Source organism: Amycolatopsis sp. WAC 04197, assembly GCF_003947475.1.
Classification (GTDB): domain Bacteria; phylum Actinomycetota; class Actinomycetes; order Mycobacteriales; family Pseudonocardiaceae; genus Amycolatopsis; species Amycolatopsis japonica.
In genome coordinates, this window is record NZ_QHJK01000009.1 from 53,934 (window position 1) to 77,606 (window position 23,673).

The following is a 23,673-nucleotide window of genomic DNA, read 5'->3' on the forward strand; positions in this document are numbered from 1 at the left end:
CCTCAGTAGGAGCGGGGCAGGCCGAGGCTGTGCTGGCCGACGAAGTTGAGCACCATCTCGCGGCTCACCGGCGCGATCCGGCCGAGGCGGACGGCCGTGACCAGCGTGCCCAGCCCGTATTCGCTGGCCAGCCCATTGCCGCCGTGGGTCTGCACGGCCTGGTCGACCGCGCGGATGGCGACCTCGGCGGCGGCGTACTTCGCCATGTTCGCCGACTCGCCCGCGCCGAAGTCGTCACCGGAGTCGTAGAGCGACGCCGCCTTCTGCGTCATGAGCTTGGCCAGTTCCAGCTCGATCTTGATCTCGGCCAGCGGATGCGCGAGCCCCTGGTGGGTGCCGATCGGCGCGCCCCACACCTTGCGCTCGTTGGCGTAGCCGACGGCCTTCCCCAGCGCGTAGCGCGCGATGCCGAGCGAGAACGACGCGCCCATGATGCGTTCGGGGTTGAGCCCGGCGAACAGCTGCGCGATCGCCGCGTCCTCCTCGCCGACCAGCGCGTCGGCGGGCAGGTGGACGTCGTCGAGGAACAGGCCGAACTGTTTCTCCGGCGAGACGATGTCCATGTCGATCTGCTTGTACTCGAAACCGGGCGTGTCGGTCGGCACGGTGAACAGCGCGGGCTTGAGCTTGCCGGTCTTGGCGTCCTCGGTGCGGCCGACGACCAGGACGGCGTCCGCCTCGTCGACGCCGGAGATGTAGACCTTCCGTCCACTGAGGACCCAACCGTCGGCGTCCCGCTTCGCGGTGGTGGTGATCTTGTGCGAGTTCGACCCGGCGTCCGGTTCGGTGATCGCGAAGACCATCCGCCTGCTGCCGTCGGCGATACCGGGCAGCCAGCGCTTCTTCTGTTCGTCGGTGCCGAAACGCGAGATGACCGTGCCGCAGATCGCCGGCGAGACGACCATGAGCAGCAGCGGGGAGCCCGCGGCGGCGAGTTCTTCGAGCACCGCGGCGAGATCCGCGATCCCCGCTCCCCCGCCGCCGTACTCCTCGGGCAGGTTCACGCCGAGGTAGCCCAGCCGTCCGGCCTCGGCCCACAGTTCCTCGGTCTTGAGCCCGGCGCGCGCCTGCTTGGCGTAGTACTCGTATCCGTACTTCTTGCCGAGTTCGGCGACCGCGGCCCGCAGCGCGACGCGCTCCTCGGGCTCGGTGAAGTTCATCGCGTTCATTCTTCGTCTCCTACCACCGCGAGGATCGTGCCCACTTCGACCTGTTGTCCGACCACCACCGGGAGTTCGGTCACGACGCCGTCGGCGGGCGCCGCGATCCGGTGTTCCATCTTCATCGCTTCGAGCCACAGCAACGGATCGCCGGTCTTCACGGTGTCGCCCGCCTCGACCGCGAGCCGGACCACCGTGCCCGGCATCGGCGCCACGAGCGAACCGGCGGCGAGCGCCGCGTCGGGGTCGGTGTACCGCGGCACCACGCCCAGTTCGACGGAGCCGTCCGGCGAATCGACGTACACCGTGTCGCCGTACCGGGCGACGGCGAACTTCCGCCGTACCCCGGAGACCTCCAGGACCACACCGCCGTTCTCGGCGGAAACCAGCTCGACGCCTGCGAATCCATCGGCGCGCAGACCGTCCCGGCCGAGGCCGTAGCCGACCTCGATCTCGTCGTCACCGTGACGAAAACGTTTGCGCTGCCCTTGGGAACGGACGTTGCGCCAGCCGCTCGGCAACCGGCGCTGAACCCGGGCCTCCGAGCGATTCGCGGCCGCACCGGCCAAAGCCGCGGCCAGCGCGGAAATCCGTACGGTGTCCACAGTGGCCAGTGGGGCCGCCAGGGTTTCGAGACCGTGCCGGTCGAAGAACGCCGTGTCGGTCTCTCCGGCGAGGAAAGCCTCGTGGCGCAGCACGTTCACCAGCAGGTCGCGGTTGGTCACCACCCCGTGGATCTCCGCGCTTGCCAAGGCTCCGGCCAACGCCCGCGCCGCACTCCGGCGATCCGGGGCGTACGCGATGACCTTGGCGAGCATCGGGTCGTAGTGCACGCCGACGGTCTGTCCGCTGACGAAACCCGAGTCGAGCCGGACCCCCGGGCCGACCTCGAACTCCCGCTGCGCCGCGGGAAGCTCGAAACGATGCAAGGTGCCGCTCTGCGGCTGCCAGCCCGCGGCAGGGTCCTCGGCGTAGAGCCGGACCTCGATGGCGTGACCCCGCGTTTCCGGCTCGTCGATCGGGAGGTGCTCGCCCTCCGCGATCCGCAGCTGCAGCGAGACGAGGTCGAGCCCGGTCGTGGCCTCGGTGACCGGATGCTCGACCTGGAGCCGGGTGTTCATCTCCAGGAAGTAGAAGCGCCCGTCCGGTCCGGCGAGGAACTCGACCGTCCCGGCGCCGACGTAGTCGATCGCCTGCGCGGCCTTGCGCGCGGCGTCGAACAGCGCCTCCCGCATGGCTTCGTCGACGAACGGCGACGGCGCCTCTTCGACGACCTTCTGGTGACGGCGCTGGATCGAGCACTCGCGCTCCCCCACCGCCCACACCGTGCCGTGGGTGTCGGCGAGCACCTGCACCTCGATATGCCTGCCGGTCTCCAGGTACCGCTCGCAGAACACGGTCGGGTCGCCGAACGCCGACGCGGCCTCCGCGCTCGCGCCTTCGACGGCCTCGGCGAGTTCGCCGAGCGTGCGCACGACACGCATACCGCGTCCGCCGCCTCCGGCAGACGCCTTGACCAGCAACGGAAGGTCGGCTTCGGTGACCTCGGCCGGGTCCAATTCGGACAGGATCGGGACACCGGCCTCGGCCATCATCCGCTTGGACTCGACCTTGGAGCCCATGCTCTCGATGGCCTCCGGCGGCGGGCCGACCCAGGTGAGCCCGGCGTCGAGGACGGCGCGGGCGAACGCGGCGTTCTCGGACAGGAACCCGTAGCCGGGGTGGATCGCGTCGGCGCCGGTCTCCACGGCCGCCTTGATCAGCAGCTCGGCCCGTAGATACGTGTCGGCGGGGGCGTTGCCCGGCAGGCGGACGGCGACGTCCGCCTCGGCGGTGTGCGGCGCGTCGGCGTCCGCGTCGGAGAACACCGCGACCGTGCCGATCCCGGCGTCGCGGCAGGTGCGGAACACGCGGCGGGCGATCTCTCCGCGGTTGGCGACCAGAAGTTTCTCGATCATGCCGCTCACATCCTGAAGACGCCGAAGCCTTCGGCGCCCTTCACTGGTCCATTGTGGATCACGGACAGGCTGAGCCCGAGCACCGTGCGGGTGTCGCGAGGATCAATGATCCCGTCGTCGTAAAGCATCCCGGAGAGGAACATCGGCATCGACTCGGCCTCGATCTGCCCTTCCACCATGGCGCGCATGGCGGCGTCGTGCTCCTCGTTGTACTCCTGCCCCCGCGACGCGGCGGCGGCACGGGCCACGATGGACAGCACACCCGCCAGCTGCTGCGGGCCCATGACCGCGGATTTCGCGCTGGGCCAGGCGAACAGGAACCGGGGATCGTAGGCCCGGCCGCACATGCCGTAATGCCCGGCGCCGTACGAGGCGCCCATGAGCACCGACAGATGCGGCACCTTCGAGTTCGACACGGCGTTGATCATCATCGCGCCGTGTTTGATGATGCCGCTCTGCTCGTACTCCTTGCCGACCATGTAGCCGGTGGTGTTGTGCAGGAAGACCAGCGGCGTGTCGATCTGGTTGGCCAGCTGGATGAACTGCGCGGCCTTTTGCGACTCCTCGCCGAACAGCACGCCTTGGGCGTTGGCGAGGATGCCGACCGGGTAACCGTGGATACTCGCCCAGCCGGTGGCGAGGCTGCTGCCGTACAAGGGTTTGAACTCGTCGAAGTCCGAACCGTCGGCGACCCTGGCGATCACCTCGCGCGGGTCGAACGGCACCTTGAGATCGGTGGGCACGATGCCGAGCAGGTCTTCGGCGGAGTACAGCGGCTCGGCGTAGTCCGGCTTCGGCGTCGGGCCCTGTTTGGTCCAGTTGAGCCGTTTGACGATACTGCGCCCGAGACGGATCGCGTCCTCTTCGTCCGCCGCGAGATAGTCGGCGAGGCCCGACGTGCGGGCGTGCATTTCGGCGCCGCCGAGCGATTCGTCGTCGGATTCCTCGCCGGTCGCCATCTTGACCAGCGGCGGACCGCCGAGGAACACCTTCGCGCGTTCCTTGACCATCACGACGTAGTCCGACATGCCGGGCAGGTACGCGCCACCCGCGGTCGAGTTACCGAACACCAGCGCGATCGTGGGCACCTTCGCCGCCGAGGACCGCGTGAGGTCACGGAAGATCCGGCCGCCGGGGATGAAGATCTCCTTCTGCGTCGGCAGATCCGCCCCGCCGGACTCGACGAGGTTGATCACCGGCAGCCGGTTCTGTGCGGCGATGTCCGCGGCGCGGTAGCTCTTCTTGGCCGTCCACGGGTTGCTCGCCCCGCCTTTGACCGTCGGGTCGCTGGCGGAGATCATGCACTCCACGCCTTCGACGACGCCGATACCGGTGATCACACTGGCGCCGACCTGGTAGTCCGAACCCCAGGCCGCCAGCGGCGACAGCTCCAGGAACGGCGAGTCCTCGTCGAGGAGCAGCTCGATCCGCTCGCGGGCCAGCAGCTTGCCGCGTTTGCGATGCCGGGCGACGTACTTCTCGCCGCCGCCCGCGATCGCCTTGGCGTGCTCGCCGTCGATCTCGGCGAGTTTGCCGAGCATGGATTCGCGATTCTCCGCGAACTCCTCGCTCCGCGTGTCCACAGTGGACCTGATCGTGCTCATGCGGTGTATCCCAATCGCTTCGCGGCCAAGCCGGTGAGGATCTCGTTGGTCCCGCCGCCGATACCGAGGATGCGCACGTCACGGTAGTGACGCTCCACTTCGGACTCCCGCATGTAGCCGAGTCCGCCGTGCAGCTGCACGGCCTCGTTGACCACCCATTCGGCGGTCTCGACGGCGGTGTTCTTCGCGAAACAGGCTTCGGCGATGACCTCTTCACCCGCGACGTGCCGCTGGGCCACCTGACGGGTGTAGGTGCGGGCGACGTCGATCTTGCGGGCCATCTCGGTGAGCTTGTGCTGCACCAGCTGACGGGAGATCAGCGGACGGCCGAAGGTCTCGCGCAGACGACACCAGTCCAGAGTAAGGTCGAGCGCCCGCTGCGCATGCGCGTAACCCTGCACGGCCAGCGAGACCCGTTCGGTGACGAACTGCGTGGCGACCTGCGCGAAGCCGCTGTTCTCGGCGCCGATCAGGTTCTCCGCCGGTACGCGTACGTCCACATAGGACAGCTCGGCGGTGTCCGAGCAGAGCCAGCCCATCTTCTCCAGCTTGCGGGAGACGGTGAAGCCAGGAGTGCCGCGTTCGACCACGATGAGCGAGATCCCGTGGGCGCCGGCTTCCCCGGTGCGGACCACGGTGGTCACGAAATCGGCGCGGCAACCCGAGGTGATGAAGGTCTTCGCGCCGTTGATGACGTACTCGTCGCCCTCGCGTACCGCCGTCGTGCGGATCCCGGCGACATCGGAACCGCCGTCCGGTTCGGTGACCGCGAGCGAGCCGATCTTGGCGCCTTCCAGCGTCGGCCGGACCCAGCGTTCGATCTGCACCGGATCCCCGGCCGCCGCGATGTGCGGGACGGCGATACCGCAGGTGAACAGCGAGGCGAAGAGGCCACCCGATCCGCCCGCGTAGTGCAGTTCCTCGGCGATGACGACGGCGTCGAGATAGTCGCCGCCCCCGCCGCCGACCTCCTCGGGGAAGCCGACGCCGAGCAAGCCGAGTTCCCCGGCCTTGCGGTGCAGATCGCGGGGCAACTCGCCGTCGCGCTCCCACTCGTCGAGGTACGGCAGGATCTCGGTTTCGGCGAACCGCCGGACGGTCTTGCGCAGTTCGGCGCGTTCCGGCGTGGCGAAGGGGTCGGTCACAGGAGGGCCTCCGGGATGTCGATCTCGCGGGAACGCAGCCATTCCCCGAGCGCCTTCGCCTGCGGGTCGAACCGCGCCTGCGACGCGACGCCCTCGCCGAGGATGCCTTCGACGACGAAGTTGACCGCCCGCAGGTTCGGCAGCAGATGCCGCCGGACCTCGAGGTCCGCGGTCTCCGGGAGCAGCAGTTTGAACTCGGTGACGGTCAGCCGGTGCGCGAGCCAGCGCCACGCCTCGTCGGACCGCGCCCAGACGCCGACGTTCGCGTTGCCGCCCTTGTCGCCACTGCGCGCGCCGACCACCTTGCCGAGCGGCACCCTGCGGACTTCGGCCTGGGTGAACGGCGCGGGCAGAGTGTATTCGTCCACTTCGGACAGAGGCAGGGTTTCGGCGGCGGGCGCGATGTCGCGACGGGTTCCGTCCGGCAGGACGGCGATATGCGGCACCTCTTGTGCATCAACGAAAGCTGCACGATAGACGCCATAGGGCGAGGCGGCCGCGGGCGGCGCGGTGACGTGGAACCCGGGGTAGCTCGCCAGCGCGAGCTCGATCGCCGCGCCGCTGAACGCGCGCCCCGCGACCTCCGGATCGGCGTCCTTCACCGCGACGTGCAGCAGGGCACTCGCCTGCTGCTCGGTTTCGGCGTCGGGCCGGTCGGTGCGGGCCAGGGTCCACCGGACGTCGGCGGGAGGCCGGGCCTTGAGCGCGCCTTCGAGTTGTTCCTTGACCAGAGCGGCTTTCGCCTCGATGTCGAGTCCGGTGAGGACGAACGTCGTCTCGTTCCGGAAACCGCCGAGCCCGTTCAGGCAGACCTTGAGCGTCGGAGGCGGCGGCTCGCCCGTGACGCCGCTGATCCGGACGCGGTCCGGGCCGTCCTCGGTGAGGGTCAGCGTGTCGAACCGCGTCGTGACGTCCGGCCCGGCGTACCGGGCGCCGGTGATCTCGTAGAGCAGTTGCGCCGTAACGGTTCCGACGTTCACCACGCCGCCGGTGCCGGGGTGTTTGGTGATCACGCTGGAGCCGTCGGCGGAGATCTCGGCGATCGGGAACCCCGGGACGCCGATCTCGTGCTCGGTGAAGAAGGCGTAGTTGCCGCCGGTGGCCTGCGTCCCGCATTCGATCACGTGCCCGGCCGCGACCGCGCCCGCCAGTGCGTCGTAGTCATCACGCGCCCAGCCGAAGTGCGCGGCCGCGGGACCGACGATCACCGACGCGTCGGTGACACGCCCGGTCACCACGATGTCGGCGCCCGCGTTCAGGCATTCCGCGATCCCCCACGCGCCGAGATAGGCGTTGGCGGTCAAGGTCTTGCCGAAGCCGAGCTCTTCCGCGCGCTGGATGAGGTCGTCACCCTCGACGTGCGCGATCGCGACGTCGACGCCGAGTTTCGCGGCCAGTTCGCGGAGTGCGTCCGCGAGTCCGGCGGGATTGAGCCCGCCGGCGTTCGCGACGATCTTGACGCCTTTTTCCTTGGCCAGCGCGAGATTCTGCTCCATCTGGCGCAGGAACGTCTTGGCGTAACCGCGGTTCGGGTCCTTCATCCGGTCGCGGCCGAGGATGAGCATGGTCAGCTCGGCCAGATAGTCGCCGGTCAGCACGTCGAGCGGGCCGCCGGTGAGCATCTCGTGGACCGCGGAGAACCGGTCGCCGTAGAACCCGGACGCGTTGCCGATGCGGATCGGGGTCATGCGAACTGCCCCGGCTTCCGTCCGGCTCCGGGAGGCCCGGCGAAGGCCTGCGCGATCCCGAGCCATTCCTCGACGTCCTTGCCGGTGGCGACCAGATCGGTGTCGGCGGGGTGACGGCGCTGGGTGATCACGAGGCAGAAGTCGACCGCGCTGCCGGTGAGCCGCTGTCCGGCGTCCTCGGGACCGAAAGCCCAGGTGGTGCCGTCGGGCGCGGTCAGCTCGACGCGGAATTCCTCGGCGGGCGGCGCGAGCGAGTTGAGCTTGTAGGCGAAGTCGCGCGTGCGGGTGCCGAACCGGGCGATATGCCAGATCCGGGCGGTGTTCTCGCGCGCGACCCCGAGCGCGTCGAAGATGTCCTGGCCGTGGGCCCAGGTCTCCATGAGGCGCGCCGTCACCATGGACGCGGCGCTCATCGGCGGGCCGTACCAAGGGATCTTCTGCCCGTCTGGCACCGCGGCGAGTGCCTCGGCGAGCTCCGCGCGACCGGCGCGCCACTCCGCCAGCAGCTCGCGGGGCGGCGTCTTCGCGCCCTCGGCGGCGCCGTCGTCGACGTAGGACTCGCCCGTCGCGAGCAGCCCTTCGATCTCGGCCTGCCACTCGGCCTCGGACCCGCGCGCCGCGATCAGCGCCTTCTTGTCCGTCCAGGCCAGATGGGCGATCTGATGGGCGATCGTCCAGCCTTCGGCCGGGGTCTGCCGCGCCCAGTCCGACGCGGGCAGATCCGCCACCACGTCGTCGATGGCCTGCGATTCCACCGCGAGATCCCCAAGGATCACGCCCAGGTCAGCCATGCCCGCCTCCTCGCGTCCTCCTCAGGCTGACACTCGGCGGCGGAAAAATCAAGCGCGCCTGATTGTTTTCCTCGATCGACGTTCCGTGAAGGCCTCCTTGAGGGACTCTGGGTCCCTCAAGGAGGCCTTCACGGACAGCGGGGCCCCCCTCAGACTGTCCAAAAAGGACACTTTTCGAGATCGAGACGTCCGATTTACGCACTTTGCGCAGTATTGCCCAGGGGTCGTGAGTGGCAATGGTTGTTCTAACCCTATTTATCACTCACGACCCGGAGTCATCCCCGCGAGTCGTTCCGGAATCCCGCGCGGCAGGCCCCTCAATAACAGAGGTCCCTTAAGGAGACCTTCACGGACAGCGGACAGCTCAGCTCCCCGACCGCTCGAATTCCCGGATCAGCACCGGATACTGCTCACCCCCGTGCCCGGCGGCGATCGCGCGGTCGGCCATCGCCTTGATCAGCTTCGGCAGCTCGGCGTTCACGCCCAGCGCCTCGCTCTCCTCGACCATGTGCGCCATCGCGCGCGCGTCGGTCTCCAACGCCGACACCTCGGCGGGGAACGAACCCTTGTCGATCTGCTCCGCGTAGCCGGGCAGCCACTCCGCCACCCCGGCGGCGATCTGCCGCGCGAAGGGCGCGTACGTCGCGGCGTCGACACCGGCCGTCTTGAGCATCGCGGTGCCCTGGAGCCACGCGTTCAGGACGCTCCACATCATCGTCAGACCGGCGACGTCGTAGAGGGACGCGAGGCCGGGGTCCTCGCCCAGATGGCTGACCGTGCCGAGCGCACCGAGGTCGAAGTCCGGCCGCGGTCCGCTCAGCAGGATCACCGCCTCGTCGGTCCCGATCGACGACGGGATGGCCATGATCGCCCCGTCCAGGTAGCGGGCGCCGTGTTTTTCGGCCCAGGCGGCGGTTTCCCGCGCCTGCGCGGAGTCGCCCGAGGTGAGATTGACCAGTGTCGTGCCATCGAGCCGGGCGTCGCCGAGCAGTTCGCGCACGGCGGAATAGTCGGTGAGGCACACGATCGTCACGCCGCCGAGCGCGTCACCGATCGTGGGCGCGAGCCGCGCGCCCTCGGCCACGAGCGCGTCCGCCTTGGCGGCCGTCCGGTTCCACACGGTCGTGGGATGCCCCGCCTTCAGGAACGCGCGGGCGAGCGCGGTGCCCATCAGGCCGAGGCCGACGACCGAAATCGGAGTGTTCGTTTTGTCTGTCATGGCACGATCGTCAACGTTGATACCGGTATGAAGGTCAAGTGGGGAAAGCGATGAAGATCGGTGAACTGAGTCACCGGACGGGCGTCAACGCCCACCAGCTGCGCTACTACGAGGCGCAGGGCCTCTTGGAGGCGAGCCGCGGCACGAACGGCTACCGCGAGTACGACGAGACGGCGTTGCTGCGGGTGAGGCAGATCCGCCATCTGCTCGCCGCCGGCCTGTCGTCCGAGGACATCGCGTACCTGCTCCCCTGCGCGATCGGCGAGGAGCCCGAGCTGATCGGCTGCCCCGAACTGCTGGCCGCGATGCGCGAGCGGCTCGGCCGCCTGGACGAGCAGCTGGCCAAGCTGAACCGGTCGCGTGACGCGCTGGCCGAGTACATCGTCGTGGCCGAGCGGGTCGGCGCCGAGACCTATCCGCCGTTCGACGGCACCGCCGCGTGAACGAGGCGATCCGGGAGCAGGGCACCGGCGAGGCGGACCATCTGGACGACGTCGAATGAGTCTTGTTGACACCTTGTCAACACTGGCTTACTTTCACGACATGAGCGCGTACGCCGAAATCACCTACGAGGTCGAGGACCGCATCGCGACGGTCACGCTCAACCGGCCCGAGGCCCGCAACGGCTACACCATCCGCATGGCCGACGAACTCGGCGACGCGATGGACCGCGCCGACCGCGACGAGGACGTCCGGGTGGTGATCCTGACCGGCAACGGCAAGGATTTCTCGGTGGGCGCCGACCTCACGCAGGGCGGTTTCGACTTCGACCCGGAGACCGGGCCGGACGCGGCGTGGCAGGAGCCGGCGGGACGCTGCTCGAAGCGGATCTTCACGATGAACAAGCCGGTGATCGCGGCCTTGCGGGGCGCGGCCGTCGGTGGCGGCGTCACGATCACGCTGTCGTGCGACTACCGCCTCGCGTCCACGGACTCCCGGTTCGGCTTCGTGTTCGTCCGCCGAGGGATCTACCCCGAAGGCGCGTCCGCGTGGTTCCTCCCCCGGCTCGTCGGGATGGGCACGGCGCTCGACTGGATGATCAGCGGCCGCGTCTTCGGCGCCGAGGAAGCGAAAACGGCGGGACTGGTCCACAGTGTCCACGAGCCCGAAGAAGTGCTCGGCAAGGCCCGCGAACTCGCTCGCGAGATCGCCGCGACCACATCGCCGGTCTCGGTCGCCGTGACCCGCCAGCTGCTGTACCGGATGGCGAGCGCGGAATCGCCGTTCCCCGTGCACGAGCTCGACTCCCGGCTGATCGGCGGCCTGGGCGCCAGCCCGGACGCGGTCGAAGGCGTCGTGTCCTTCCTGCAGAAACGACCACCGGAGTTCTCCATGCGCGTCGACACCGACCAGCCTCCCTACTTGCCATGGCTGAACAAGTGACCGCCTATCCCCCGGAACCCTGGAACCTGGCCGGTCAGGCGTACCTGTCGATCTGGCGTGTCCCGGTGAGCGAACTGCCCGCACTGCCCGGCGGCGTCGAGCCGATCGTGGTCGGCGGCCGCGCCCAGGTGTTCACCGCCTGGATCGACTACCAGGAACCCGGACAGCTCCAGTACCACGAGCTGCTGGCGACGGTCGCGGTCCGCGGCGAGCGCCTCTCCAGCTCCATCACCGACATCTGGGTCGACAGCGAAGTGTCGCTCGCCGGCGGGCGGGCGCTGTGGGGCATCCCCAAGGATCTCGCCGCGCTCGACTTCGCCCACGGCCGGACCTTCACCGCCTCGGCGGCCACCCAGGACGACTGGATCGCGACGGCGGCCTTCACGCCTCGCCCGAGCCTCCCGGTGCGGATGCCCGCGGCCTTCGACGTCGTCCAAATGCTGGACGGTCGTCTCAAAAGGAGCCCCGTCCGGGCGAAGACGAGGCCTTGTCCGGCGGCCGCGGACTGGCGGATCAACGAGTCCGGGCCGTTCGGCTTCCTGGCCGGTCAGCGGCCCGTCCTGAACGCCTGCCTGCGCGATTTCAAGATCGTCTTCGGCGGTTGACCAGCCGCTCAGCGTGATCGTCTAACCCGCCAGGGTGAGCCCACGACACGCCACCCATTGGGGCACGTGCAGCCTCCGACCCCTACATGTAGTCTCTGGGAACCGGCACCGCCCAGCGACGGGGAGACCGCTCGGGAGCGGTGGTCGGACAGCTTTGTGAACGTGCAGCGCACGGCCTTGTGAGGCCTTGTGGTGCTTCAACGCGCCCTTTTGGAGACATGCATGTCAGTGGAAACCGGTCAGCGGCCGCCCTCGTCCTCGGACACCACGCCCGCGACCGTGCGAGTCATCCGGCGGGACGGCAGCGTGTCCCCCTTCGACGCGAACAAGATCTCGGTCGCCGTGACCAAGGCCTTCCTCGCCGTCGAGGGCGGTGACGCGGCCGCTTCGTCGCGGATCCACCACCTGGTCAAGGAACTGACCGAGCAGATCGAGACCACCCTGCTCCGCCACGCCGGTCCCGAGACCGCGCTGCACATCGAGCAGATCCAGGACATCGTCGAGCTCGCGCTCATGCGCGGCGAGCACCACAAGGTCGCCCGCGCGTACGTCCTGTACCGCGAGGAGCGCGCGAAGGCCCGTGAGGCCGAGAAGCCCGCGTCGTCCGACGTCGCCATCAGCGTCAAGGCGGCCGACGGCTCGCTTCGCCCGCTCGACTGGGCCCGCGTCTCGCACGTCGTCGGCGAGGCCGTCGCCGGTCTCGAGGACGTCTCCGCGGAGCCGGTGCTGGCCGAGGCCAAGCGCAACCTCTACGACGGCATCAGCGCCGACGAGCTCGCCCTCGCGCAGATCATGGCCGCGCGCGTGCTCGTCGAGCAGGAGCCGAACTACTCCTACGTCAGCGCCCGGCTGCTCGCGGACAAGCTCCGCGGCGAGGCGCTCAGCTACCTCGCGGGCGTGCCGCAGCAGGCCAGCCAGGACGAGATGGCCACCCGGTACCCGCAGTACTTCCGGGACTACCTCAGGCGCGCCGTCGAGCTGGAGCTGGTCAACCCCGAGCTGCAGGCCTTCGACCTGGACAAGATCACCGCGGCCATCCACGCCGAGCGCGACCTCGACTTCGGCTTCCTCGGCCTGCAGACGCTGTACGACCGGTACTTCCAGCACCACGACGGGGTTCGATTCGAGCTGCCGCAGGCGTTCTTCATGCGCGTCGCGATGGGCCTGGCGATCCGCGAGGACGACCGTGAGGCTCGTGCCATCGAGTTCTACGAGCTGCTCTCGACGTTCCACTTCATGGCGTCCACCCCGACGCTGTTCAACTCGGGCACCACGCGCCCGCAGCTGTCGTCCTGCTTCCTGACCACGGTCGACGACGACCTGGACTCGATCTTCCAGGCGTACAAGAACAACGCGCTGCTGGCGAAGTACTCGGGCGGTCTCGGCAACGACTGGACCCCGGTCCGCGGCCTCGGCGCGCACATCAAGGGCACCAACGGCCAGTCGCAGGGTGTCGTGCCGTTCCTCAAGATCGCCAACGACACCGCGGTCGCGGTGAACCAGGGCGGCAAGCGCAAGGGCGCGGCCTGCGCGTACCTCGAGACCTGGCACGTGGACATCGAGGAATTCCTCGACCTGCGCAAGAACACCGGTGACGACCGTCGTCGTACGCACGACATGAACACCGCGAACTGGGTGCCGGACGAGTTCCTGCGCCGGGTCGAGGCGGACGCGCAGTGGACGCTGTTCTCGCCGAACGAGACCCCGGACCTGCACGACCTCTACGGCAACGCGTTCGCCGAGCGCTACCGCGAGTACGAGGCCGCCGCCGAACGCGGTGAGCTGAAGGTGTTCCGCAAGGTCCGCGCGGTCGACCTGTGGCGCCGCATGCTGACCATGCTGTTCGAGACCGGCCACCCGTGGATCACCTTCAAGGACCCGTGCAACCTGCGTTCGCCGCAGCAGCACGTGGGTGTCGTGCACTCGTCCAACCTGTGCACCGAGATCACCCTGAACACCACCACCGACGAGGTCGCGGTCTGCAACCTCGGCTCGGTGAACCTGCTCAAGCACGTCACCCCCGAGGGCCTGGACACCAAGCGCCTCGAGAAGACCGTGCGCACCGCGGTCCGCATGCTCGACAACGTGATCGACATCAACTTCTACACGATCCCGGAGGCGCGCCGCTCCAACCTGCGTCACCGCCCGATCGGCCTCGGCCTGATGGGCTTCCAGGACGCGCTGTTCGAGATCGGTGTCCCGCTGTCCTCGGACGAGGCCGTGCAGTTCGCGGACACGAGCATGGAGCACATCAGCTACTACGCGATCTCGGCGTCGACCGACCTCGCGGAGGAGCGCGGCCAGTACCAGACGTTCGAGGGTTCCTTGTGGAGCAAGGGAATCCTGCCGATCGACTCGATGCAGCTCTTGATCGACGCGCGTCAGGGCGACGCGCTCGACGTCGACACCTCGTCCACTTTGGACTGGGCGCCGCTGCGTGAGCGGGTCAAGACCGTCGGCATGCGCAACTCCAACGTGATGGCGATCGCGCCGACCGCGACGATCTCCAACATCTGCGGCGTCGGGCAGTCGATCGAGCCGCTGTTCCAGAACCTGTTCGTCAAGTCGAACATGTCCGGCGACTTCACCGTGGTGAACCCGCACCTGGTCCGCTCGCTCAAGGAGCGCGGGCTGTGGGACGAGGTCATGGTGTCGGACCTGAAGTACTTCGACGGCAGCCTCGGCCAGATCGACCGCGTGCCGGACGACCTGAAGGCGCTGTACGCGACCGCGTTCGAGATCGAGTCCAAGTGGCTGGTGGACGCGGGTTCGCGGCGCCAGAAGTGGATCGACCAGGCCCAGTCGCTGAACCTGTACATCGCGGCGCCCAGCGGCCGCAAGCTCGACGAGCTGTACCGCTACGCCTGGCACAAGGGCCTCAAGACCACGTACTACCTGCGGGCCCGGTCCGCGACGCACGTGGAGAAGAGCACCCTGCGCGGCACCGACGGCAAGCTGAACGCGGTTTCGGCCACCCCGGCCCCCGCCGCACCCGCTTCGCCGAAGCCCGCCGCCGCCCCGGCTCCCGCCGCTTCGCCCGCGCCGTCGGCTTCCGCCGCGGTGTCGCCGTCGCCTGCCGCCGCGGTCCCGGCGGCCTCGGTCCCGGCGGCCTCGGTCCCGGCCGCGGTTCCCGCCGCCAAGCCGGAGCCGAAGGAGATGCCGAAGGTCTCGGACGTCGACTTCGTCGCCACCGAAGGCGCCGCCTGCCGGATCGACGACCCCGACTGCGAAGCCTGCCAGTAAGACATCGTCGTGAGTGGCGATTCGGGTTCTGACCCGAATCGCCACTCACGACCCCCGACTCGTGAAGTGAGCTTTCATGACCACCTTTGACGCCTCCGCCGACGCCACGGGCCTCGGTGAGATCGAAGTCGGCGCCGCCCGTATCAACGTCGACGACAAGCGGATGATCAACGCCCGCGCCGACGTCAACCAGCTGCTGCCGATGAAGTACACCTGGGCGTGGGAGAAGTACCTCGCCGGCTGCAATAACCACTGGATGCCGACCGAGGTCGCCATGCAGGCCGACATCGCGCTGTGGAAGTCGCCCGACGGCCTCACCGAGGACGAGCGCACCATGCTCAAGCGCAACCTCGGCTTCTTCGCCACCGCGGAATCGCTGGTGGCCAACAACATCGTGCTCGCGGTGTACCGGCAGATCACCAACCCCGAATGCCGCCAGTACCTGCTGCGCCAGGCGTTCGAGGAGGCCGTGCACACGCACACCTTCCAGTACATCTGCGAAAGCCTCGGCCTGGTCGAGGGCGAGCTGTTCAACATGTACCGCGAGGTCCCGTCCATTTCGGACAAGGACGCGTGGGCGCTGAAGTACACGCAGAACCTGGAGAACCCGGACTTCGAGACCGGCACCCCGGAAGCCGACCAGAACTTCCTGCGTGACCTCGTCGCGTTCTACGTGATCTTCGAGGGCATGTGGTTCTACACCGGTTTCGCGCAGATCCTCTCGCTCGGCCGCCGGAACAAGATGATCGGCATCGCCGAGCAGTACCAGTACATCCTGCGCGACGAGTCGATCCACCTGAACTTCGGCATCGACTGCATCAACCAGATCAAGATCGAGAACCCGCACCTGTGGACCGAGGAGTTCCAGGCGGAGATCCGGACGATGCTGACCGAGGCGTGCGAACTCGAGGTCGCCTACGCCCGCGACACCATGCCGCGCGGCATGCTCGGCCTCTCGGCCGAGTTGATCGAGCAGTACATGCACTTCATCACCGACCGGCGGGCGCAGCAGATCGGCCTCGCGCCGATCTTCGGCGAGACCGAGAACCCGTTCCCGTGGATGTCGGAGGCGATGGACCTCAAGAAGGAGAAGAACTTCTTCGAGACCCGCGTCATCGAGTACCAGTCCGGTGGCGCCCTCGACTGGGACTGATCAAACACCCGCAAGTAGCTACCGCAGCAAAACGACTCAAATAGCCAACTCACATTCGAACAGAGAAGTCAGAATCGAGCCTTATTCGAAATACTCGAATAAGGCTCGATTCTTCACTTTCACACAATCTCCCCGTAGGGGTCATATTCCGTGTTCCACTCGCGCAAATGCGGAAACCGACCTTTAGAATAAATCAGGGGAAAGCCAGCTCTGCAGCTTTCGAATGTGCGGGTTGCTCGGATCACGGTCGGCCCCCTTTAGCACATAATCCGCAGCAAGAGGCATGTCATGAACAATCACGGCAAGCCACGCCATACGCGAGTAATCTGTAGCAGTTGCGCATTCTTCCGATAAGTCGAGCCGCCCCAACAGAGTTCGCACGAGAACAGCAAGTTCATCCTCAGGAACCTTAGCTAACTCTTTTGCATTATTGAGAGCACTGATTCGCCAGGCCGCCTCGGTTGCTAATTCATAAGAAGCACCAGGCTGCATACTCCGACTGACAAGCGCTTGAGCCTCACCCAAAAAGTCACCTTGCCTACGGGAAAGCAAAGCAAGACGACTCCATGCATTCAAGCTTTCCGGACGCTCTTCCAAATAATGGCGAACACATTCAATCGCAAGCTTAGTGCCGTGATCCTGTTGCTGCTCCTCATAAAGATCGGCCAGCATCAGCCAAGCTGGCGCGTACCGTCGAGCTATATGCTCTAGAACAGGGAGGTAGGTATCTAGCAAATTTACATCCGGCTCAGCTTGTATCTTTACTGCAACCGACTTAAACATCCGAATCAACTTCGGCTTAATGCCGCGACTAACATCGACCCCACGAGTTGCACCGAACATGTGAAGGAATTGTAGGTCCGCCTCAATTGAACTACCGAGCGGACTCACCTGCAGCTTTTTTCTACCAAACAGTGATGCCGCAAGTGGCACCGCGAGAAATTCATCACCATCGTCCGACCTTGAAGCATCGGCCATGGAACTTCGAACAAGTTGATCAACAGCTCTTCCAGTATCAAGCGGCTCCTCAGCTGATCGCAATAACGCCGCCTCAATAGCAAGCCTAGGAACAGCTGACCGCCATCCACAGAGCGTCAAGAAAATACGCCTAGCTAACGGACTGAGTTGCGTGTACGTACGTTCAAATAAGGCCTGCAGCAAGTCATCTTTACCTGCGACCAACTGGTTGACGTCTGACCATTTATGTTGATTAGCAATATCACTCAACAGCAGCTTGGCAATATAAGGATGCCCGTCTGAATGATCAAACAAATGCGAGCAACGCTGCGGCGTTAAGAGTTGACTAATCTCCAGCTGTATACTCGTGGCAGAAATCAGTTGGTCAAACTCCTCCTTTCGCATACCTCCGACCTCAACCGGATAGTCGCCTTTGAAATCTCGAAGTCTCGTTGTTATTAGAATCTTATTCGGCGGGCGAATATATGTATCGAACCACTCATACATAGCCTGCGGATCGCGAACAGTTTCGAAATTGTCGAAGACATATAGAAGGGGGCCTTCCGTACGTCCAAGCTGCTCCGCCAGAAATTCGACCTTTTTTGACCCTTTTCCTATTGACACAGAAGGCTGGACAAGGTCGATATACTGATCAGCAATGTCAGCAATACTTACAACCCTTGGCCTAACAAGCTTCGGCCCCAATGAGGTCAGATCGACATCACGCGCCGAGAACCACAGGATCGCTAAGTATCTATCTGTTTCTTCGTTTGCAATTGCCATTCGATGAAGCACCTCAAGAGCCAACGAGGTCTTTCCCGTACCACCCCGGCCCACGAGAGTTACTATCGCATGACGATCGTTGCGAAGTACCCTTTCCAAGGATTCCTCGAGTTGAGGTCTGGAAATATAATCTTGCTTCCTTGAAGGCAAGTTACCGAAAGTTCCACCCTGCATCTCCAACGAGCCTAATCCCTGAGTTTCACTCATTGGCAACTGCGTTGGAGCGCTCACATAGCGCTGAGCGTCGAGATGTTTCCTGGTGTCGGTTACATATGAGAGAGCTTCGAATTTCGCATCCGTGTACCCGCCATTGCACAGGAAGAAATCATTCAGTTCCACATCCGAGAATATCAACGGGACCAGGAAGGGAAGATCCCCATAAACTATGTAGATGCCGTCTTCATAGGAAGAATCATTCTGGCGCTTGAGGCGCTCTAGCGAAGTCGCTTGTTCCGTTACTGGAACAACCCGGTACTTGCCTGACAAGTTCCGATGAAGATATGCCCATTCACGCCGAAAGAGCTTAAAGTTATCAATTATAGCCAAGATAGACCGCTCCAGCGCGGCCACCATGCGCGCACTTGAGCCAATGGTGGTAGCGCCGTGACCTCTAGTCTTATTCCGCAGCCAGGTAAAGTGGCGCGCCCAAATTCTTGCAGCAACACGATTGGGGTGATCAGACCAGTATTCTGGATCTATGATTCTACACGCTTCAAGGATAGAATTTACGGCAACAGATTGCCACCCCTCTTCCACTTTCAGCTCATAATTTTTGGCTAGTTCAACCTTTTCAGGAAGTGCACCAGACGTGACGTTCGCCGAGGCTGGACCCGTTAACAGATCATCAAGTGCATCACACCATTCGCCCAGCCCACTGGCTCGCACCAACCCATATTCCAACCTATAGCGGTGGCGATCGCGGTCGTCCTCGGTTGCAGCCAGCATGCCAGCAACCATAATCTTGAGCGTTAGTTCTCCGAGGTACATCAACTCCAGGAAGACCGTGGTGTCGTCGCTATCCTCACGAGATCTCGCAAGCCGCTGCTGCATTCGCGCGATTAGCACCATAGACATTCGCGTATCTTAAGCCCCGCCCGCACAGATCTCAGTATTGAGAGACAACAATTGTGTTTCGGTCGATCATCTCGGACGATCAGATATTCGCCGAAATAACCTACAGCAACCGTGGTTAGCAAATTTTCTTCAGCCTCGGTATTGTGGCCACCATTCCCGACGGCCGAACCTGCGGTTCATCGTCCACGATCCCGCCATGGGCGCCAAGTGATACAGCCCCATATGGAGCAATACTCTACGAATTTGACTCAAATGACACAAACCGACTATGGCACCCTGCTAAATTTCGTGCCAAGACTACGATATCCGCTGCGGCAGGGCGACTTACCGATTCCTCTTCACCTGGCCGAATCCGGTAACATTGCGATCCCGTGCCTGCGGCGATAACCAGATCGCGTCCTCCATCAAAAAGGGGCAGTGACGCTGCCCGAGCGCGATCGCACCGGTCGACGAACTCGATGAGGACAGCCCAGCCGAGCTGGCATTGTCGATATGCCTCAGGGAGTCGAGCCCGGGTTAGGGCTGACGCTGCACCGACGCGCAGCAACTCGATCAGCCCGCAGCGGAGGAGGAGGCCGTGGCAATGAACGACACGCCCCTTGCCGCCGATCGATATGATCTGGCACGCGAGCTCGCCACCTGATCACGCGAGTTCACCCTCTGGTCACGCGTTGCGTCCGGTTCGTCACATGTCCAGCGGGCCACTAGCGCGCCTCGGTACGCTCCGGAGTGCTACTGGTTCGACCGGCCTCCCAGGCCGGTCGAGGTAACAGGGAACCCGGTGCGAATCCGGGACTGCCCCGCAGCGGTATGTGGGAACGAAAGCCGTCACCGTGCGAGACACGGTAAAGCACTGGGACATGGCGCCCCGGGAAGCGACGGCCGGTAGGAGCGAGCGAGTCGCCCACGAGTCCGAAGACCTGCCCGTGGTACGCGCGCCGACGGCGTGCGTGAGTCCGGGCCTCGTGGGATGGGCACGACCGAACGGCGGTCACTCCTGCGCGCTCCGGGCTCCGACGACAAGCTCGCGAGGAGAGAGCTGTGACCGAAATCGGCACGACAGTGCTGGGCTACCCCCGGATCGGACCGGACCGGGAACTCAAGCGTTCACTCGAACGCTACTGGGCGCGAAAGACCGACGAAGCCGAACTGCTCGGCACCGGCCGCGCGCTGCGCACCCGCGCCTGGCGGGAGCTCAAGGACGCGGGGCTGGATTCCGTCCCCTCCAACACGTTCTCCCATTACGACCAGGTGCTCGACACCACCGAGCTGTTCGGAGCGCTGCCGGAGCGCTTCACCACGCTCGGCCTCTCGCCTCTCGACACCTACTTCGCCGCCGCGCGCGGGGTGCAGGACGCGCCGGCGATGGAGATGACGAAGTGGTTCGACACGAACTACCACTACATCGTCCCCGAACTCGGCCCGGACACGACGTTCTCGCTCACCGGCACCAAACCGCTGGACGAGTACCGCGAAGCCCGCGCGATCGGCGTCGAGACCCGGCCGGTACTGGTGGGCCCGGTGACGTTCCTGCTGCTCGCGAAGCCGGCCGAGACGGCTCCTGAGGGCTTCCGTCCGCTGGAGCTGCTCGACAACCTTCTCGACGGCTACGTCGAACTACTGCGCCGGCTGCACGACGAAGGCGTCGAGTGGGTCCAGTTCGACGAGCCCGCCTTCGCCGCGGATCGCAGCGAACGGGAACTCAACGCGCTCATCCGCGCCTACCACCGGCTCGCGAAGGAGACCGCGCGGCCGAAGATCCTGGTCGCCGGGTACTTCGGCGGGCTCGGCCGCGGACTCGGCGTACTCGCCCGCTCCCCGATCGACGCCATCGCCGTCGATCTCGTCTCCGATGAGTCCTTTGTGGACGCCGTCGCCTCGGAACCCGCCTTGCGGGACAAGGAGGTCCTGGCCGGTGTCGTGGACGGGCGTAACGTCTGGCGCACGGATCCGACCCGCGCGCTCAGCCGGGCGGCGACGTTGCTGGGCACCGCGAAGTCGGTCAGCGTGTCGACGTCCTGTTCGCTGCTGCACGTGCCCTACGACGTCGAACGGGAGGACGGGCTTCACCCGCGGCTGCAGGGCTGGCTCGCTTTCGCCAGGCAGAAGGTCGACGAAGTCGTCCTGCTCGGGCGAGCGTTGAAGGAAGAGGGTGTCGACCTCTCCGCCGCCCGCGCCGCGGCCACGGATCGCGCGACGGCGGCCGACCTGGCCGACAGCGGGGTCCGTGCCCGGCTGGAGGCGCTGCGGCCGGAGGACACCGTCCGCTCCCCCTATGCCCGGCGCGCGGCGGCTCAGCAGGCCGCGTTGAAACTGCCGCCGTTGCCGAGTACGACGATCGGCTCGTTCCCGCAGACCACCGACGTCCGCAAGGCGCGGGCGGCGCACAAGGCGGGTTCGCTGGACGACGCGGGCTACGAAGCCGCGATGAAGGCCGAAATCGAGCGTGTCGTCCGGCTGCAGGAGGATCTCGGCCTCGATGTGCTGGTGCACGGCGAGCCCGAGCGCAACGACATGGTGCAGTACTTCGCCGAGCGGCTGGCCGGCTTCGCGGCCACCGACTTCGGCTGGGTGCAGTCCTACGGTTCGCGCTGCGTCCGGCCGCCGATCCTGTACGGCGACGTCTCGCGTCCGGAGCCGATGACCGTCGAGTGGGCGCGCTACGCGCAGGGCCTGACCGGCAAACCCGTCAAGGGCATGCTGACCGGACCGGTGACGATCCTGGCGTGGTCGTTCGTCCGCGACGATCAGCCGCTGGGCGAGACCGCCCGTCAGGTGGCGCTGGCCATCCGCGACGAGGTGCACGACCTGCAGGAGGCGGGCATCCGCGTCATCCAGGTGGACGAGCCGGCGTTGCGGGAGCTGCTCCCCCTGCGCGCGGCGGCGCACGAGGCGTACTTCGCGTGGGCGGTTTCGTCGTTCCGGCTGGCGACTTCCGGGATCGACGACGCCACCCAGATCCACACCCATATGTGCTATTCGGAATTCGGTGAGGTGGTCAAGGCGATCGACGCGCTCGACGCCGACGTCACCAGCATCGAGGCCGCGAGGTCGAAGATGGAGGTCGTCACCGATCTCGGCGCGGCGGGCTTCGGCCGCGGCGTCGGGCCGGGTGTCTACGACATCCACTCGCCGCGCGTCCCCGGCGTGGACGAGGTCAGTGGCCTGCTGCGGACCGCCGTCGGCGCCGTGCCCGCCGAGCGGATCTGGGTCAACCCGGACTGCGGCCTGAAGACCCGCGGCTACGCCGAGGTCGAACCGGCCTTGCGGAACCTGGTCGCGGCCGCCCGCACGGTCCGCTCCGAACTGGCCTGACCGGTCCGTGAAGGCCTCCTTCCCTACCCTCAGGGTAGTAAAGGGGGCCTTCACGGAACTTCCATCGAGGTATTGTCAACGCGTCAATAAGGGTGCGATGGTGGAGTGGTAACCGGTCTCAGCGGGGAGATGGTCACCATGGCGAACGCCGTCGAAAAGGTCACCGGGGCGCTGCGCGAGCGGGTTCCGCCGCTCACCTCGATCCCCCTGCCGCGTTCGGTCGACCAGCGCTGGCTCGGCGCGACCTGGCCGGTCCGCGAACTCGCGCCCGCCCCGCCGGGCCTCAAACCCGTCCTCGGCGACGAGGGGCCGCCGGTGATCGGGCACGCGCTGGACTTCATGCGCTTCGGCATCGAGTTCGGCCTCAAACGCTACGAGACCTACGGACCGGTGTCGTGGATGGGCGCGTTCGGCCGCCGCATCGTCGCGCTCACCGGCCCGGAGGCCACCCAGATCGCGTTGGTGAACAAGGACAAGGCCTTCTCCCAGGAGGGCTGGAAGTTCTTCATCGAGCAGTTCTTCGACCGCGGCCTGATGCTGCTCGACTTCGGCGAGCACCATCTGCACCGCCGGATCATGCAGGCGGCCTTCACCCGGCAACGGCTCACCGGTTACGTCGACCAGATGGGCCCGGCCCTGCGCGACGGCATCGCCGCGTGGGCCGACCGGCCGAACCCGCGGATCTACTGGTCCCTCAAGCAACTCACGCTCGACGTCGCGACCCGCGTGTTCATGGGGATGAGTTCCGGCGACGACGCGGCCGCGATCAACCGCGCGTTCGTGAATTCCGTGCGCGCGGGCACGGCCATCGTGCGGTTCCCCGTCCCCGGCGGCCGCTGGGCGGCGGGCCTGCACGGCCGCAAGGTCCTCGAACGCTACTTCTCGGCGAACCTGCCCGCGAAACGGGCGAGCGACGGCGACGACCTCTTCACCGCGTTGTGCCACGCCACCACCGAGGACGGCGACCGCTTCACCGACGCCGACGTCGTCAACCACATGATCTTCCTGATGATGGCCGCGCACGACACGTCGACGATCACCAGCGCCGCCGCCGTCTACCACCTCGCCAAGCACCCGGAGTGGCAGGAACGCGCGCGCCGGGAGTCGCTCGCGCTCGGCGACGACATGCCGGACATCGAAGCGCTGGAGACCCTGACGACACTGGACCTGGTGATCAAGGAAGCCCTGCGCCTGGTGGCCCCGGTTCCTTCCCTGACCAGGAAGACCGTGAAGGACACCGAGGTTCTCGGGCATTTCATTCCCGAAGGGACACTCGTCGGGATTTCCCCGACCGTCAACCATTTCTCCCCGGAGCACTGGACGGATCCGATGCGGTTCGACCCGGACCGCTTCGGCGAGGACCGCCGCGAGGACAAGTCGCATCGCTACGCGTGGATGCCGTTCGGCGGCGGGGCGCACAAATGCATCGGCCTGCATTTCGGGACGTTCGAGGTGAAGGCGCTGCTGCACGAGATGCTGCGGGCGTATCGCTGGTCGGTCCCGGAGGGCTACACCGCGCGCTGGGATTACGTGTCGCTGCCCGTGCCGGCGGACGGCCTGCCGATCCACCTGACGCCTCGGTGAACCCATGTCCA

At 66.1% G+C, this 23,673-nt stretch carries 15 protein-coding genes and 1 riboswitch; of the genes, 7 read left to right on the plus strand and 8 right to left on the minus strand.

All coding sequences use genetic code 11. The features are described from left to right. Positions 1-2 precede the first annotated feature (2 nt). From DMC64_RS30300 to DMC64_RS30330, 7 genes are all read right to left on the minus strand, one after another. On the minus strand, positions 3-1,169 hold the full coding sequence (locus DMC64_RS30300; protein ID WP_016333218.1) for an acyl-CoA dehydrogenase family protein: 1,167 nt from the start codon (positions 1,167-1,169) through the stop codon (positions 3-5). Further along, positions 1,166-3,118, minus strand: a complete 1,953-nt coding sequence (locus DMC64_RS30305; protein ID WP_125736322.1) for a biotin carboxylase N-terminal domain-containing protein — start codon at positions 3,116-3,118, stop codon at positions 1,166-1,168. The genes DMC64_RS30300 and DMC64_RS30305 overlap by 4 nt, the downstream gene beginning before the upstream one ends. Positions 3,119-3,123: 5 nt before the next feature. Next, positions 3,124-4,722: an acyl-CoA carboxylase subunit beta gene (locus DMC64_RS30310; protein ID WP_046199778.1), complete on the minus strand. Its 1,599-nt coding sequence runs from the start codon at positions 4,720-4,722 to the stop codon at positions 3,124-3,126. Next, the gene (locus DMC64_RS30315) at positions 4,719-5,867 is read right to left on the minus strand and encodes an acyl-CoA dehydrogenase family protein (RefSeq protein WP_125736323.1); all 1,149 of its coding nucleotides are present in this window, start codon (positions 5,865-5,867) and stop codon (positions 4,719-4,721) included. Before DMC64_RS30315 ends, DMC64_RS30310 begins: the two co-directional genes overlap by 4 nt. After that, on the minus strand, positions 5,864-7,555 hold the full coding sequence (locus tag DMC64_RS30320) for an acyclic terpene utilization AtuA family protein (protein ID WP_125736324.1): 1,692 nt from the start codon (positions 7,553-7,555) through the stop codon (positions 5,864-5,866). The genes DMC64_RS30315 and DMC64_RS30320 overlap by 4 nt, the downstream gene beginning before the upstream one ends. Continuing rightward, positions 7,552-8,346: a TIGR03084 family metal-binding protein gene (locus DMC64_RS30325; RefSeq protein WP_125736325.1), complete on the minus strand. Its 795-nt coding sequence runs from the start codon at positions 8,344-8,346 to the stop codon at positions 7,552-7,554. The genes DMC64_RS30320 and DMC64_RS30325 overlap by 4 nt, the downstream gene beginning before the upstream one ends. Positions 8,347-8,710: 364 nt before the next feature. Continuing rightward, positions 8,711-9,565 (minus strand): NAD(P)-dependent oxidoreductase, encoded by an 855-nt coding sequence (locus DMC64_RS30330; protein WP_125736326.1) that lies wholly within the window; start codon positions 9,563-9,565, stop codon positions 8,711-8,713. Between the two features lie 50 nt (positions 9,566-9,615). On the opposite strand from DMC64_RS30330, the gene DMC64_RS30335 reads away from it, so the two are divergent. The 5 genes from DMC64_RS30335 to DMC64_RS30355 all read left to right on the plus strand — a co-directional run bounded on the left by DMC64_RS30335 (position 9,616) and on the right by DMC64_RS30355 (position 15,949). After that, complete coding sequence (locus DMC64_RS30335) at positions 9,616-10,008, plus strand: MerR family transcriptional regulator (protein WP_038523787.1); 393 nt, start codon at positions 9,616-9,618, stop codon at positions 10,006-10,008. A gap of 100 nt (positions 10,009-10,108) precedes the next feature. Beyond that, positions 10,109-10,948 carry an enoyl-CoA hydratase-related protein gene (locus DMC64_RS30340; protein WP_125736327.1) on the plus strand — a complete coding sequence of 280 codons (840 nt, stop codon included), beginning with the start codon at positions 10,109-10,111 and terminating at the stop codon, positions 10,946-10,948. After that, positions 10,933-11,553, plus strand: coding sequence for an acetoacetate decarboxylase family protein (locus DMC64_RS30345; protein WP_125736328.1), 621 nt, complete (start codon positions 10,933-10,935; stop codon positions 11,551-11,553). Before DMC64_RS30340 ends, DMC64_RS30345 begins: the two co-directional genes overlap by 16 nt. Positions 11,554-11,775: 222 nt before the next feature. Beyond that, positions 11,776-14,796, plus strand: a complete 3,021-nt coding sequence (locus DMC64_RS30350; protein ID WP_125736329.1) for a ribonucleoside-diphosphate reductase subunit alpha — start codon at positions 11,776-11,778, stop codon at positions 14,794-14,796. Between the two features lie 76 nt (positions 14,797-14,872). Continuing rightward, positions 14,873-15,949: a ribonucleotide-diphosphate reductase subunit beta gene (locus DMC64_RS30355; protein ID WP_037344090.1), complete on the plus strand. Its 1,077-nt coding sequence runs from the start codon at positions 14,873-14,875 to the stop codon at positions 15,947-15,949. Positions 15,950-16,132: 183 nt separating this feature from the next. Here DMC64_RS30355 and DMC64_RS30360 read toward each other — a convergent pair whose 3' ends face one another. Continuing rightward, on the minus strand, positions 16,133-18,763 hold the full coding sequence (locus tag DMC64_RS30360) for a hypothetical protein (protein WP_125736330.1): 2,631 nt from the start codon (positions 18,761-18,763) through the stop codon (positions 16,133-16,135). Between the two features lie 728 nt (positions 18,764-19,491). After that, positions 19,492-19,706, plus strand: a riboswitch (cobalamin riboswitch). A gap of 98 nt (positions 19,707-19,804) precedes the next feature. Here DMC64_RS30360 and metE point away from each other — a divergent pair. Next, positions 19,805-22,078, plus strand: a complete 2,274-nt coding sequence (metE, locus tag DMC64_RS30365) for a 5-methyltetrahydropteroyltriglutamate--homocysteine S-methyltransferase (RefSeq protein ID WP_125736331.1) — start codon at positions 19,805-19,807, stop codon at positions 22,076-22,078. A 138-nt stretch (positions 22,079-22,216) separates the two neighbouring features. After that, positions 22,217-23,662: a cytochrome P450 gene (locus DMC64_RS30370; protein WP_199755166.1), complete on the plus strand. Its 1,446-nt coding sequence runs from the start codon at positions 22,217-22,219 to the stop codon at positions 23,660-23,662. Positions 23,663-23,673 lie beyond the last annotated feature (11 nt).

Excerpts from the sequence above, each read along its gene's own strand:
- DMC64_RS30300 (WP_016333218.1), bottom strand. The coding sequence starts at position 1,169 with ATGAACGCGATGAACTTCACCGAGCCCGAGGAGCGCGTCGCGCTGCGG.
- DMC64_RS30305 (WP_125736322.1), bottom strand. The coding sequence starts at position 3,118 with ATGATCGAGAAACTTCTGGTCGCCAACCGCGGAGAGATCGCCCGCCGC.
- DMC64_RS30310 (WP_046199778.1), bottom strand. The coding sequence starts at position 4,722 with ATGAGCACGATCAGGTCCACTGTGGACACGCGGAGCGAGGAGTTCGCG.
- DMC64_RS30320 (WP_125736324.1), bottom strand. The coding sequence starts at position 7,555 with ATGACCCCGATCCGCATCGGCAACGCGTCCGGGTTCTACGGCGACCGG.
- DMC64_RS30325 (WP_125736325.1), bottom strand. The coding sequence starts at position 8,346 with ATGGCTGACCTGGGCGTGATCCTTGGGGATCTCGCGGTGGAATCGCAG.
- DMC64_RS30330 (WP_125736326.1), bottom strand. The coding sequence starts at position 9,565 with ATGACAGACAAAACGAACACTCCGATTTCGGTCGTCGGCCTCGGCCTG.
- DMC64_RS30335 (WP_038523787.1), top strand. The coding sequence starts at position 9,616 with ATGAAGATCGGTGAACTGAGTCACCGGACGGGCGTCAACGCCCACCAG.
- DMC64_RS30340 (WP_125736327.1), top strand. The coding sequence starts at position 10,109 with ATGAGCGCGTACGCCGAAATCACCTACGAGGTCGAGGACCGCATCGCG.
- DMC64_RS30345 (WP_125736328.1), top strand. The coding sequence starts at position 10,933 with ATGGCTGAACAAGTGACCGCCTATCCCCCGGAACCCTGGAACCTGGCC.
- DMC64_RS30350 (WP_125736329.1), top strand. The coding sequence starts at position 11,776 with ATGTCAGTGGAAACCGGTCAGCGGCCGCCCTCGTCCTCGGACACCACG.
- DMC64_RS30355 (WP_037344090.1), top strand. The coding sequence starts at position 14,873 with ATGACCACCTTTGACGCCTCCGCCGACGCCACGGGCCTCGGTGAGATC.
- DMC64_RS30360 (WP_125736330.1), bottom strand. The coding sequence starts at position 18,763 with ATGTCTATGGTGCTAATCGCGCGAATGCAGCAGCGGCTTGCGAGATCT.
- DMC64_RS30370 (WP_199755166.1), top strand. The coding sequence starts at position 22,217 with ATGGCGAACGCCGTCGAAAAGGTCACCGGGGCGCTGCGCGAGCGGGTT.